At 71.0% G+C, this 12,573-nt stretch carries 15 protein-coding genes; 3 read left to right on the top strand and 12 right to left on the bottom strand.

Going from position 1 to position 12,573, the window contains the following annotated elements; all coding sequences use genetic code 11:
* Nucleotides 1-5: 5 nt before the first annotated feature.
* Nucleotides 6-2,255, top strand: coding sequence for a DUF1631 family protein (locus tag MMF98_RS03850; RefSeq protein ID WP_243304494.1), 2,250 nt, complete (start codon nt 6-8; stop codon nt 2,253-2,255).
* Here the strand turns inward: MMF98_RS03850 and MMF98_RS03855 are convergent.
* From MMF98_RS03855 to MMF98_RS03895, 9 genes are all read right to left on the bottom strand, one after another.
* Nucleotides 2,245-3,570: a TAXI family TRAP transporter solute-binding subunit gene (locus MMF98_RS03855; RefSeq protein WP_243304496.1), complete on the bottom strand. Its 1,326-nt coding sequence runs from the start codon at nt 3,568-3,570 to the stop codon at nt 2,245-2,247. The two genes, MMF98_RS03850 and MMF98_RS03855, sit on opposite strands and share 11 nt — an antisense overlap.
* An 11-nt stretch (nt 3,571-3,581) precedes the next feature.
* Nucleotides 3,582-4,601 (bottom strand): P1 family peptidase, encoded by a 1,020-nt coding sequence (locus MMF98_RS03860; RefSeq protein WP_243304499.1) that lies wholly within the window; start codon nt 4,599-4,601, stop codon nt 3,582-3,584.
* Complete coding sequence (locus MMF98_RS03865; RefSeq protein ID WP_243304501.1) at nt 4,602-4,922, bottom strand: copper-binding protein; 321 nt, start codon at nt 4,920-4,922, stop codon at nt 4,602-4,604.
* Nucleotides 4,919-5,440: a DUF411 domain-containing protein gene (locus MMF98_RS03870; RefSeq protein ID WP_243304503.1), complete on the bottom strand. Its 522-nt coding sequence runs from the start codon at nt 5,438-5,440 to the stop codon at nt 4,919-4,921. The genes MMF98_RS03865 and MMF98_RS03870 overlap by 4 nt, the downstream gene beginning before the upstream one ends.
* Nucleotides 5,437-5,964, bottom strand: a complete 528-nt coding sequence (locus MMF98_RS03875) for a cupredoxin domain-containing protein (protein ID WP_243304505.1) — start codon at nt 5,962-5,964, stop codon at nt 5,437-5,439. Before MMF98_RS03875 ends, MMF98_RS03870 begins: the two co-directional genes overlap by 4 nt.
* 14 nt (nt 5,965-5,978) lie before the next feature.
* A complete protein-coding gene (locus tag MMF98_RS03880; RefSeq protein ID WP_243304507.1) occupies nt 5,979-7,352 on the bottom strand; it encodes a multicopper oxidase family protein in 1,374 nt (457 codons plus the stop codon).
* A 3-nt stretch (nt 7,353-7,355) separates the two neighbouring features.
* Nucleotides 7,356-8,768, bottom strand: a complete 1,413-nt coding sequence (locus tag MMF98_RS03885) for a TolC family protein (protein WP_243304509.1) — start codon at nt 8,766-8,768, stop codon at nt 7,356-7,358.
* A gap of 7 nt (nt 8,769-8,775) precedes the next feature.
* Nucleotides 8,776-9,081 (bottom strand): hypothetical protein, encoded by a 306-nt coding sequence (locus MMF98_RS03890; RefSeq protein ID WP_243304511.1) that lies wholly within the window; start codon nt 9,079-9,081, stop codon nt 8,776-8,778.
* Nucleotides 9,082-9,214: 133 nt separating this feature from the next.
* Entirely contained in the window at nt 9,215-9,622 is a 408-nt protein-coding gene (locus MMF98_RS03895; RefSeq protein ID WP_243304513.1) for a hypothetical protein, read from the bottom strand.
* 200 nt (nt 9,623-9,822) lie between these two features.
* Here MMF98_RS03895 and MMF98_RS03900 point away from each other — a divergent pair, with 200 nt between their 5' ends.
* Nucleotides 9,823-10,074: a hypothetical protein gene (locus MMF98_RS03900; protein WP_243304515.1), complete on the top strand. Its 252-nt coding sequence runs from the start codon at nt 9,823-9,825 to the stop codon at nt 10,072-10,074.
* Between the two features lie 6 nt (nt 10,075-10,080).
* Here the strand turns inward: MMF98_RS03900 and MMF98_RS03905 are convergent, their stop codons facing one another.
* Nucleotides 10,081-10,725: a cation efflux transmembrane domain-containing protein gene (locus MMF98_RS03905; protein ID WP_243304517.1), complete on the bottom strand. Its 645-nt coding sequence runs from the start codon at nt 10,723-10,725 to the stop codon at nt 10,081-10,083.
* 80 nt (nt 10,726-10,805) lie between these two features.
* Between MMF98_RS03905 and MMF98_RS03910 the strand changes: the two genes are divergently transcribed.
* Entirely contained in the window at nt 10,806-11,270 is a 465-nt protein-coding gene (locus tag MMF98_RS03910) for a MerR family transcriptional regulator (RefSeq protein WP_243304519.1), read from the top strand.
* Between the two features lie 27 nt (nt 11,271-11,297).
* On the opposite strand, the gene MMF98_RS03915 is transcribed toward MMF98_RS03910, so the two are convergent.
* Nucleotides 11,298-11,573, bottom strand: a complete 276-nt coding sequence (locus tag MMF98_RS03915) for a hypothetical protein (RefSeq protein ID WP_243304520.1) — start codon at nt 11,571-11,573, stop codon at nt 11,298-11,300.
* Entirely contained in the window at nt 11,573-12,490 is a 918-nt protein-coding gene (locus tag MMF98_RS03920; protein ID WP_243304522.1) for a glycerophosphodiester phosphodiesterase, read from the bottom strand. Before MMF98_RS03920 ends, MMF98_RS03915 begins: the two co-directional genes overlap by 1 nt.
* Between the last annotated feature and the right edge of the window lie 83 nt (nt 12,491-12,573).

Consider the following 12,573-nt stretch of genomic DNA (forward strand, 5'->3'; position numbering starts at 1 on the left):
GTTCCATGGCGATACAAGATCCCCATCAGATGCAGCAGCATGCGGCCCTGTACGAGTCGTGCGTCAGCGAGGCGGCCCGCCGCGGCAAGCCCCTGATGCACAAGCTGGTTGACAGCACGCGCCTGGCGTTGCACCAGCGCACGGGCCGGGTGAGCGACCCGCACGAGCTCAGCCCCGTGATGGAGTCGCTGCGGCTGCTCAACAAGCACGAAGCCATGCTGGTCGAGCGCTATCCCGAGGCACTGAAGGCGGCGTTCGCCGAAGCCGTGTCGAGCGGCGCCGCCAGGCCGGCGCACACCGAGGCCCCGAGCTTCGACGAGCTGGAGCTGATGGACGAAGCGCAGGTCCAGGAAAGCGTGGAACTGGCCCGGGCCCAGCAGCTGGCGCTGCTGGCCTCGGACGCACAGCTGACCGAACTCAATGCCCTGATCTGCGCGGCGCAGGGCCTCAAGACCGTGCAGCCCGACCGCAATCCGCTGCGCCCGGACGTCTACGTGCGCACGCTGCTGGCCGTGCTGAAGCAGACCGAGGTGGCGGCATCGGTGCGCCTGCGCTGGATGCAGTACATGGGCGAGACCCTGGGGCAGGAGCTGGCCGACACCTATTCCGAACTGTCGATCCAGCTGCGCTCGCACCGCGTCGTGGCGGCGGCCTACACCGTCACGCAGACGGCGCCGCCTGGCAGCCCGGCCGCGAGCCGCCCGCCGGCCGCCGCGCGCAGCCGCGACGACGTGCTGCTGACGGTGGACCAGCTGCGCCGCCTGCTGGCGGGCGAACTGGACGGTGCCCAGGAGCCATTTGCAGCCCAGTTCGCGCGCGAATTCGAAGGCGCGGGCCGCGAGGCCGCCGTGCGCCCCGAATTCAGCCCCACCGTGCCGGCGGCCTTCGAGGCCCTGCAGGAAATGAAGCAGGTCGAGACCGTCATGCAGCGCCTGGCCGTCCGCAACAAGGCGGCCGAGCCGGCCCGCGTTCCGGGCACCGCATCGGCCGCCGCTCCGAGCCTGGGGCAGAGCCTGGGCCAGGAGGTGGTCAACCTGATGGTGGACAACATCGCCCACGACCCGCGCCTGCTGGCCCCGGTGCAGCAGGTGGTGCGCAGCCTGGAGCCGGCGCTGCTGAAGCTGGCCTTGATCGACCCGCGTTTCTTCAGCGACAAGCGCCATCCGGCCCGGCACCTGCTCGAGCAGGTGACGCAGCGCAGCCTGGCGTGGGGCCGCGTCGATGCGCCTGGTTTCAGCGCCTTCATGGAGCCCCTGCTGCAGGCGGTCGATGCGCTGGTGGAGATGCCGATCGGCGGCGCCGAGCCGTTCTCGTTCGCGCTGAAATCGCTCGAGGAAGCCTGGGACGAACAGCAAGGGCACGAGCGCCGGCAGCGCGACAAGGCGATGCAGGCGCTCATGCAGGCGGAGCAGCGCAACCTGCTGGCGGAAAAGCTGGCCGCCGAGCTGCGCAACCGGCCCGACCTGCTGCAGGCGCCGGCGCCGATGGCCGCCTTCCTGTGCGGGCCCTGGACCCAGGTGATGGCCCAGGCCAAGCTGGCGGATGCGGGCGCCTCCGCCGATCCCGGCGGCTATGCCGGCATCATCAACGACCTGCTGTGGAGCGCGCAGCCCCAGTTGGCGCACCAGCACCTGGCCCGGCTGACCCGGCTGATCCCGCCGCTGCTGGACAAGCTGCGCGAAGGCCTGCGCAGCATCGACTACCCGCGCCCGCTGACCCACGCCTTCTTCGAGACCCTGATGGCGCTGCACCAGCAGGCCCTGAAACCCACCGCGACCCCGGCCGCGCCGCCTGCCGCCGCGTCCACGCGCGAGGAACTCGAAGCCCGCTTCAGCCGCACGGACGGCGCGATCCCCTGGATCGCGCCCACCGAGGCGCAGCACTCGGGCTTCATGGACACCGAGGAACCTCCCAGCACCCGGCCGCCGTTCGCGGCCACGCAGCCCGCCTTCACGGCCGCGCTGCTTCAGCCCGCGCCGGCCAGCCGCGCCGCCGGCATCCCCCTGGGCGCCTGGGTGGAACTGCTCGTGCAGGACCGCTGGGTCCGTACCCAGCTGACCTGGGCCAGCCCGCACGGCACGCTGTTCATGTTCACCAGCGTCGACGGCGGCACCCATTCCATGACGCGCCGCTCGCTCGACACGCTGCTGGCCGAGGGCCGCCTTCAGGTGGTGTCGGGGCAGGCCGTGGTGGACGGCGCGCTCGATGCCGTGGCGCAGACCGCCATGCGCAACAGCCTGGACGTCATGCTCTGAGCAGCTTCTTGCGCACCAGGTGGATGTTGTTGCGCAGGGCGTACAGCTCGTCGGCGTAGGACAGCGGCACATTGATGTGGCCGGCCCGGCTTTCCAGGTTGTTCAGCTCCCTGAGCAGGTCCTGCGGGTCGCCGGTTCCGGCTTCGAGCCGGTGCTCGATGTCGCGCAGCTGCGCGTACCAGCGGAACACCCGCGAGCGGATGCGGAACTGGTACAGCGGCGGCACGATGCGGCTCAGCGGCAGCAGCACCGCGATGATGATGCCCAGCACCAGCCACATGCGCTCCACCAGGTTGGCCAGCCAGAACGGCAGGTAGCGCTGCAGCAGCGGCGGCCCGTTGCGCAGCGCGCGGTCGGCCTCGGGTGACAGCGGGAACTCACCCTGGCCGGCCTTGGGAAATTCATGCGCGCGGTTGAACCAGCCGGCGCCGCCGTGCAGGTTGATCGCCGCCTGCGAGAACAGCTGCAGCAGCGCGGGGTGCGTGCCGTCGCGGGCCAGCAGCGTGGTGGTGGAGGCCACCAGACGCACGTTCTGCGGCGGCACGTCGGCCGCCAGGTCGACCACGCCGCGCGGCAGCACCACCGGCGTGAGGAAGGCAAAGCGGCGCGAATAGGCCTCGCTCTGCGGAAAGTCCATGAGCCGCACACCCGGCGTCTGCAGCAGCATCTGCACCATCAGCGCCTCGGGCGCCGAGGCGAACACGATGGCGTCGAGCTCGCCGCCGAGGAAGGCCACGGTGGCCGGGGTCTGCTCGAGCTGGCTCAGCGTGATGTTTTTGGCATCGATCCGGTTGACCTCCAGCAGCTTGGCCATCAGGCTCGGCACGCCGCTGCCCGGCGTGCCTACGTTCAGGCGCAGGCCTTGCAGCTGCGTCAGCGAGGCCAGCCCCGCATCGCTGCCGGTGGCCTTGCGCGCCGCGTCCTCGCGGTAGAACAGCCAGACCGGCTCCAGGAACAGGCTGCCCAGCGATTCGAGGGTGTTCTCGTCGTCGGCCTGCACGTCGCCGCTGCCGCCCTGCACGAAGCCCAGGTCGGCCTTGCCCTCGCGCAGCAGCCGCAGGTTGTCCGACGAGCCCTCGCTGGGCAGCAGCCGCACCTCGATGCCGTTGCCGGCCAGCGCCTTGGCGTAGCGCTTGCCGAATTCCTCGTACGCGCTTTGCGCCGGGCCGGTGGCCAGCGTCACGCGCTTGGGCGGATTCGGGTCGAGCCACCAGTAGGCCAGCACCAGCAGCGCCACGCTGAGCAGCGCGAACGGGCCGGCCGAGACCAGCAGGTCGCGCAGCGACAGCAGGGTGTAGCGGATGGCTTGGGGCATGGCCGGGGCTTTCATCGTGCGGCCGCGAGATCGGCGGCCGAGGGCAGGTGCAGCGCACCGATGCGCAGGCCCTGCGCGGCCCGCACCGCGTTCACCACGGCGCGCGCCGTGGCTTCGGCAAACAGGGTGCCCAGCGTCATCATGCCCAAGGTCTTACCCGAGGCGCCGGTGCCCAGCGAGAACAGCGTGTCGCCGTCGGACATCGTATGCACCGGGTTGATGCTGCGCGCCAGGCCGTCATGCGCCATCTGCGCCAGCTTGCGGGCCTGCACCTTGGTGATCACGGCATCGGTGGCGATCACGCCAATGGTGGTGTTGGTGCCGGCCAGCAGCGGCTTCGGCGCCACGCCGCGCAGCAGCGCGCGGCGCGTGTCGAACAGCTTGTTGCCGTTGGGTGTGCGGGCGCCGGCGATCACCTGCGCGGTGTCCGGGTCCACCACGTCGCCCAGGGCGTTGCAGGCGATCAGCGCGCCCACGGTCACGCCGTCCACCGTGACGGAGGCGGTGCCGATGCCGCCCTTCATCGCGCGGTCGATGCCGAAGATCTTGCCCACGGCCGCGCCCGCGCCCGCGCCCACGTTGCCCTCGGCCGGGCGGCGCGTCGAGGCGGCCTCGCAGGCCGCGTAGCCAGCGGCCGCATCGGGGCGGATGGCGGCGTCGCCGACCAGGATATCGAACAGCACGGCCGCCGGCACGATGGGCAGCCGGCCCACGCGCACGTCGAAGCCGACGCCGCGCTCCTCCAGCCAGCGCATCACGCCGCTGGCGGCGTCCAGGCCCCAGGCGCTGCCACCGGCCAGGGTGATGGCGTGCACGCGGTCCACCAGGTTCTCGGGCGCCAGCAGGTCGGTCTCGCGCGTGCCGGGCGCCGCGCCGCGCACGTCCACGCCCGCTACCGCACCCGCGCGTGTGAGGACCACGCTGCAGCCCGTGGGCCGGCGGGCATCGGTGAAATGGCCGACCTCGATGCCGGCGACATCGGTGATGGCGCCGCCGTGGCGGCGCGGGCGGCGGGCGGTGGATTCAGGCATTCAGGGCGCTGCTTTCTCAAGGTGGGTGACGGTGAACTGCCCATCTATCTTATCGGCGCGAAAGCGCACCGTGTCGCCGGCGGCGGCCACGTCGAGCAGCTGCGGCTCGGTCACGCGGAACACCATGGTCATGGGCGGCATGCCGAGGTTCTTGATCTCACCGTGCCTGAGCGTGATGCGGGCCGTCTCGCGGTCCACCTTGCGCACTTCGGCGCGGCTCATCTCGGTGGTGCCGGCCGGGTCGGCCGCAGGGGCCTGGGCCTGGGCGGCGGTGCCCAGCAGGCTGGCGGCGAGCAGCAGAGGAATCAGAAAGCGGTTCATGAGGAAGCCTTGGACGAGTGGCGGTTGAAGATGCGGGTGCTGCCATCGCGCGCGACCAGCAGCACGTCGAAGGGGTCGCGGCGTCCGCCATAGGCGGGGCCGTCCATGCCCGGCGAGCCGATGGGCATGCCGGGCACGGCCAGGCCCAGGGCCTGTGGTTTTTGCCGCAGCAGCGTGCGCACGTCGGCGGCGGGCACGTGGCCCTCGACCAGGTAGCCGCCCACCAGTGCGGTGTGGCAGGAGCCGAGCCGGGTCGGCAGGCCCAGGCGCGCGCGCACGGCGTTGTTGCCGCTGTCGTGCACGGTGACAGCGAAGCCGTTGGCCTGCATGTGCGCCACCCAGTCATGGCAGCAGCCGCATTCCGGGTCTTTCCAGACTTCGAGCGGGGTGGGCGTTGCCGGGCCGGCAGCGCGGGAGGCGCCCGCGGCCAGCAGTGCGGAGGCGGGCAGGGCGGCCAGCAGCAAGCTGCGGCGGCGCGGGTGGGGGCAGGGGTGGAGGTGGGTTGGCGATGTCATCATGATTTTTTCCTTTCGAGGGTGGAGGCTGAGGGGCGCACGCTGATGCGGCCGGTCATGCCGGCCTGGTAGTGGCCGGCGATCAGGCATGCGAAATCGAAATCACCGGCGCGGTTGAAGGTCCAGATGATCTCGCCGTTTTTGCCTGGCGGCACATGGGCCATGTAGGGCTCGTCGTGCTCCATGCCGGGGAACTTGAGCATCAGCGCTGCATGCTCGTCGAGGTCTTTCTTCGTGCCGATCACGAGTTCGTGCATCACCTGGCCAGTGTTCCTGAGGCGCAGCCGGATGGTCTCACCCTGCTTTACGTCGAGGCGGTCGGGCGTGAAGCGCATGGCGTCAGTCATGCCGATCTCGATGGTGCGCGTGACGGCCTTCGCGTCGCCCGCGATGCCCCAGGGCTTCTGCTCCTTCACGGCGGCGCTGGCCGGCGCGTGGGCCGCGTCGCCATGCGCCTGTGCAGTGCCAAAAGTGCCGAAGGTCCAGGCGCACAGGGCGCAGGATGCTATGGTTTTGAGAGTGGACATGGAAGCTCCTGAAGTCAGTGGCCGCTGTGGCCCGAAGGTTTGCGAACTGAAGGCAGCGCGGCTTGCGGCTGCGCCGGGGCGGCGACGCTGGCGGCCGGCGGCGGGCTGCCGCCGAACTCGTAGGCCTGCGTGCCCGCGGGCTGCCGGAACCAGCCGGGATCGGCATAGCTGCCGGGCGGCTGCTCGCGGCGCACCTTGAGCAGGGTGAACATGCCGCCCATCTCCGCCGGGCCGTAGGGGCCCTGGCCCGCCATCATGGGGTGGGTGTTGTCGGGCAGCGGCATCGGCATCTCGCCCATGTCGGCCATGCCGCGCTCGCCCATCACCATGTAGTCGGGCACCAGCTTCTGGATCTTCTTCACCAGGCCGCTGTGGTCCACGCCGATCATGGTGGGCACGTCGTGGCCCATGGCGCCCATGGTGTGGTGGCTCTTGTGGCAGTGGATGGCCCAGTCGCCTTCCTCGTCGGCCAGGAACTCGATCTGCCGCATCTGGCCGACCGCCACGTCGGTGGTGACTTCGGGCCAGCGCGCCATGGGCGGCACCGGGCCGCCGTCGGTGCCGGTGACGGTGAACTCGTGGCCGTGCAGGTGGATCGGGTGGTTGGTCATGGTGAGGTTGCCCACGCGGATGCGCACCTTGTCGCGGTGCCGCACGTTGAGCGTGTCGATGCCGGGGAACACGCGGCTGTTCCAGCTCCAGATGTTGTGGTCCAGCATGGTGTTGACGCGCGGTGTCATGCTGCCGGGGTCGACGTCATAGGCGTTGAGCAGGAAGCAGAAGTCGCGCTGCACCTCGTCGATCAGCGGGTGCCGCGCCTTCGGGTGCGTGACCCAGAAGCCCATCATGCCCATGGCCATCTGCACCATCTCGTCGGCATGCGGGTGGTACATGAAGGTGCCGGGGCGGCGCGCGGTGAACTCGTAGACGAAGGTCTTGCCGGCCGGGATCTGCGGCTGCGTGATGCCGCCCACGCCGTCCATGCCGTTGGGCAGGCGCTGGCCGTGCCAGTGCACGGTGGTGTGCTCGGGCAGGCGGTTGGTGACGAAGATGCGGACGCGGTCGCCCTCCACCACCTCGATGGTGGGGCCGGGGCTCTGGCCGTTGTAGCCCCACATGTTGACCTTGAAGCCGGGCGCCATCTCGCGTACCACGGGCTCGGCCACGAGGTGGAATTCCTTGACGCCGCCGTTCATGCGCCAGGGCGCCGTCCAGCCGTTGAGGGTGACCACCGGCTGGTAGGGCCGGCCGTTGGGCGGCACCAGCGGCGGCGCGGTGGCGTTGCCGGCCTGCATGGCGGGCTCGGGCAGCGCGGCCAGCGCAACGCGGCTCACGCCGGTGGCGGCCATGCCGGCTGCGGCGCCGGCGAAGAAGTTTCTGCGGTTCATGGGTCAATGTCCTTGGGGTTCGCCGCCCGCGGCGGCCGAGGAGGCGAGAGCCGGCAGCGCGCCTGGCGAGGTGCCGCTGAGTGTGGTCTGCAGGTCGGTGTCGGCGAGCCAGAAGTCGCGCTGCGCCTCCAGCGCGCTGTTGACGGCCAGCACGTTCTGGCGCGTGTCGGCCAGCAGCGCCCAGACGCTGGCGAGCATGCCGTTGTAGCGCAGCACCATCTCGTCGTTGATGAAGCGGCGCAGCGGCACGATCTCGTCGCGGTAGTGGCGCGCCAGGTCGTAGGCGGTGCGCCAGCCCAGATAGGCCTCGCGCGCCTCGCTGCGCGCCTGCACCGCCACCGCCTGCACTCGCGCCACCGACTGCAGGTAGAGGCCTTGCGCGCGCGCGTTGCCGGCCTGGCCCCAGTCGAACAGGGGCAGCGGCAGCTCGACCTCCCAGCCGCGCTTGGCCTCCTTGTCGCCGCGCGCGTTGTCAAACGTGGTGTTGCGGGTGTAGCTCAGGTCCAGCGCGTTGATGACGCCGGTGGCGCGCACATAGCCCAGCGACTGCGCCACGTAGCGCGACTCGTCCACCGCGCTCTTCACGTCCAGCCGCTGGCGCAGGGCCTGAGCCTCCACTTCGGTGGGCTCCACCACGGCGGCGGGCAGATCGGGCAGGCGCTCGGGCAGCGCGTACTGCGCCTGCGTGCCCCACAGGCCGAGCAGGCGCGTGAGCCGCTCGCGCGCGGCCACGCGCGCCTGCTCGGCGCGCGCCAGTTGCGCCGTGGCGTCGGCCAGGAAGGCCTGCTCGCGCGCCTGCTGCAGGCGGCTCCAGTTGCCCACGCGCGCCATGCGCCGCGCCAGCTCGGCGCCGGTCTCCGCGGCGTCGCGCACGTCGCGCAGGTAGCCCGCGCTCTGCTGCGCGGCCACGGCGCGGATCCAGGCCTTGCGCGTCTCGGCCGCCAGGCGCACCACGTCCTGCGCGGCCTGCAGCTTGGCGAGCTCGGTCTGCCGGCCCTGCCACTCGGCGCGCCAGGGCAGGGTCAGCAAGCCCAGCACGTTGAAGCTGAGCACGCGCTCGATCTCCAGCCGGTCGCCTTCGGCGAAGCGGCCGAGCGCGAAGTGCGGGTTGGGCGCGCGGCCGGCGCGAACGCGCTCGGCGTCGCTGATGGCGAGCGTGGCGAACGAGGCCCGCAAGCCGGGGTTGTTGAGCAGCGCGATGCGCACGGCGGCGCCGGCGTCCAGCGGCTGGGCCAGCAGCTCGGCCACCAGCGGGCCGGTGTCGGCGTCGGGGGCTGGCAGGGCGGCTGCGACGCCAGCCGTCTTGCCGGCGGTGAGTGCGGCGATCTCGCCGCGGTAGCCATCGGGCGAGGGCGCGGCGCAGCCGGCCAGCGCCAGCACCGCGGCCAGCAGGCCGGGTCGTAGGAGTGGTCTCATGGCGGGCCTAGTGGTGATGCGACGGGGCCGTGGGGGTGGCTGGCGCAGGCGTGGCCGCGGCTGGCGTCGGGCCTTGCTGCGCAGCCTCGGCTGCCACGATGTCGGCATGGCCGCGCGGGAAGCGGGCGACGGCGGCATGGGCGTCCTGCCAGCGGGTGCTGGCGCGCTCCACGCCGGCAGGCGGGCCGCTGAACACCGAGGCGTAGACGGGCGTCGCCGCCGGGGCTGCCGGGTCGGCGGCAGAGGGGGGCTGGCTTTGCGCCGAGGCCATGGAGGCGCCGGCCAGCAGCGCCAGGGCAAGAAGGTTTTTCACGAGGATCTCCAGAAAACTTGAAAGCGGATGCAACGCGGCGCCGGCGTCAGGCAGGCGGCAGCGGATGCGGTCTGCCGGGACCGCGCAGACGCACGTTCCCGGCCCAGCGCAGGACGCACTGGGGGCTTGGAGATCAGGAAATGGGCGGTTTGAAGCCCGGAGACGGCGTGTTGCTGGAGAAGCGTTCGCCGCCGACAGGCGGCGGCATCTGCGGCAGCGCCGCAGCCGCGGCGGCGGCATCCACCACGGCCAGGGCGACCGTATGGCAGATCTGGCAGGCGGCGCAGGTGCCGCAGTCGGCGTGCGCGGACAGGGGGCTGGCCGCGTCGTCCGAGGCCTGGGCATGGCCGGCGCAGGCGGCATCGGTCAGGGCCTGGTTTTCATGGTCAGAATGGCCGGATGTCCTTGTCGCGTGGTCATCTTCAGCTATGGTTTCCATAGCGTGGCCGGGGGCCGACAGCATCTCCACCGCCATGGCATCGCCGACCAGGCCGCGCAGGGGCAGCAGGGCGATCATGAGGATGAGGAGCAGATGGCGCACGGACGGAATGATAAGCCGAAGCGGGCAAAGTTCCTGGTTTCGGCGGCGAGGCCGGCGCGCGCGAGGGGCGTGGCGGACCGTGCGCTGCGCTTTCGATTGGTTACCTATTTCACTGCCTTGTTTCAGTGGTGTCACGGCCATGCCACGAGGCCGGCCTACCATGCGTCCATGTCAACCAGTTTTCACAACGAGGTTTGATCATGATGAGATCTGATGGTTATCGCATCGAAAGCAATCAGCCGCTCAGGAACCACCTGCTGCCGCCGCCCATGCTGCATGGGCTCTACAAAGATCCTTCGCTGGCCGTGGCCGTGGCCGTCAAGAGCGTGCTCAATCCCTCGACCCAGGAAGTGCGTGTGATCCACGTGCCCAGCGGCGAGGTGGTGTTCCGTTCCACCGCGGCCGACGCCCGGCGCCCGCCCAGCCCGGCCAGCGGGCCGGAGCCGGCCTGAGCGCCGTCACGCGGCGGCCGTGCGCGCCAGTTCGCCCCGCGCCAGCCGCACCACGGTCCAGCCGCCGCTCAGGGCCAGCCAGGCCATGACGGCCGCCACGGCGAGGTCGGGCCAGGCCGAGCCGGTGCCGAACACGCCGAGCGCGGCGAGCATCACCGCCACGTTGCCGATGGCGTCGTTGCGCGAGCACAGCCAGACGCTGCGCATGTTGGCGTCGCCCTCGCGGAACGCATACAGCAGTCCCGCCGAGGCCAGGTTGGCCAGCAGCGCCAGGAAGCCGACCACGCCCATGGTCATGGCCTCGGGCGGCACGCCCTGGGCCAGCGCCCACAGCGTCTTGCCGGCCACGAAGCCGCCCAGCACCAGCATGCTCAGGCCCTTGAACATGGCGGCGCGCGCGCGCCAGGCCAGCCCCATCGACAGCACGGCCAGCGTCACGGCGTAGTTGGCCGAGTCGCTGAAGAAGTCGATCGCATCGGCCAGCAGCGAGACCGAGCCCGAGCGGAAGCCCGCGCCGATCTCCACGGCGAACATGGCCGCGTTGAGGGCCAGCGCGGCCCACAGCACGCGCCGGTAGCGCGGGCTGTCGGTGGCGGACAGGTGCTCGTGGCCGTGGTCGTGGCCGTGTTCAGAGTGGCAGTGGGCGGACATTCCTGGCTCTCCTTGGGTTTTTTGAAGCGATGGCATGATTGGAAAGCTTCAAGTCACTTCAAGGTCAAGCCATGTCCGACATGAACCCTCACGCCGCGCAGGGCCATCGCATCGGCGAGGCCGCCGCTCTGAGCGGCGTGAGCGCGGCCAACATCCGCTACTACGAGAAGGAACGCCTGCTGAGCCCGCAGGGCCGGGGTGACAACAGCTACCGCTTCTACAGCGACGCCGACGTGCACCAGCTGCGCTTCATCCGCCTGTGCCGGGCCATGGACATGTCGCTCGACGAGGTGCGCACGCTGCTCGGGCTGGACCTGCGCGACAAGGCCGACTGCGCCACCGCGAGCGAGGCGCTGAACGAGCACCTGGGCCATGTGCGCGCGCGGCTGGCCGAGCTGCGCGCGCTGGAGAAGGATCTGCTGGCCCTGCGCGACCGCTGCGACGGCCAGGGCGAGAAGTGCAGCCTGATCGAGGCGCTGCACCAGCGCGCGGACGCGCAGGCACCTGCGCGCGGCGCCGCGCACCGGGCGCACCGGCATGTCTAGGGCGAGTGAGCCCAGGGCGGCGGCCGGCTACCCGCGCTGCAGCTGGGCCTCGGCCTTGTCGAGCCACAGGCGCAGGCTGTCGAGCAGGTCCTTCTGGCTGAACGAGCAGCTTTCCTCGCTGAACAGCGCGCTCGATTCGAGCCGGTCCAGCAGGTTCAGCAGCACCTCGCGGTAGCGCGCGGGCAGGGCGTCGAGCAGGGCGGTCTGGCTGCGCGCGGCGGCGCTGAAGGCCTGCGCGCCCAGGGCGCCGCTGTCGAGCGCCGCCAGCGCCTGGCGCAAGGGGGTGAGGCGTTCGTCGGCCATCAGTTCTTCACGCCCTTGGGCAGCGGCAGGCCGCGCTCGCGCATCAGCTCGCGCAGGCGGTCCGGGTAGTCGGTGATGAGGCCATCCACGCCCCAGTCCATCAGGCGCTGCAGGTCGGCGGGGTTGTTCACGGTCCAGGGAATCACCTGCAGGCCCAGGGCCTGCGCCTCCTTGACCAGCGCCTCGGTCACGGCGCCCGCGTTGGGCGACCAGACGGCGCCGCCCGCGGCCTTGACCAGTCTGGGCACGCTGCCGTGCTGGCCGAGCTGGAAGCCCGCGGTCCAGGCGCTGTCGCGCGTGTTGTCGTTGGCGCCCGCCTGCACGGTGAGGTAGACCGTGGGAATCTCGGGCGCGAGTTGCTGCACGAGCTGCAGCGAGCGCCAGTCGAAGCTCTGCACGGTGACGCGGCGCGCCATGCCAGCGTCGCGCACGGCCTGCAGCAGGGTGCGCGTCATGGCCTCCACGCCCACGGTGTCGCCGGGCTGCGAGGGGTTGAGCTTGGTTTCGATGTTGAAGCGCACGCCGTCGGCGCCGTAGTTTTTGACCAAGGCGAACAGCGAGGCCAGCGTGGGCACGCGCTGACCGTCGCGCGGCGCCTGCGTGCCGAATTGCGCGGCGTAGGGACTGGCCGGGTTGATGCGGCCCACGTCGTAGGTTTGAAGCTGCGCCAGCGTCAGCGATTTGATGAGCGGTCCCTTGGCCGCGAGCCATTGCCCCGAGGCATCACGCGTGATCGCGGGGTTGAGGTAGGGGTCGTGCGAGACCACGGCCACGCCGTCGACCGTGATGCCCACGTCCAGCTCCAGCGTGGTGACGCCGATCTCCAGCGCATGCTCGAAGGCGGCCAGCGTGTTTTCCGGCGCGAGGCCGCGGCCGCCGCGGTGGGCCTGCAGATCGAAGCCCCCGGCGGCCGGCACCAGGCCAAACGCGAGAAAAACGAATGAAATCGCCCGGAGGTCCAGGCAGGATGGTCGTTTGATGCTATGAAAAAAGGAGCGCA

Origin of the sequence: Variovorax terrae (assembly GCF_022809125.1) — a bacterium.
Classification (GTDB): Bacteria; Pseudomonadota; Gammaproteobacteria; order Burkholderiales; family Burkholderiaceae_C; genus Variovorax_A; species Variovorax_A terrae.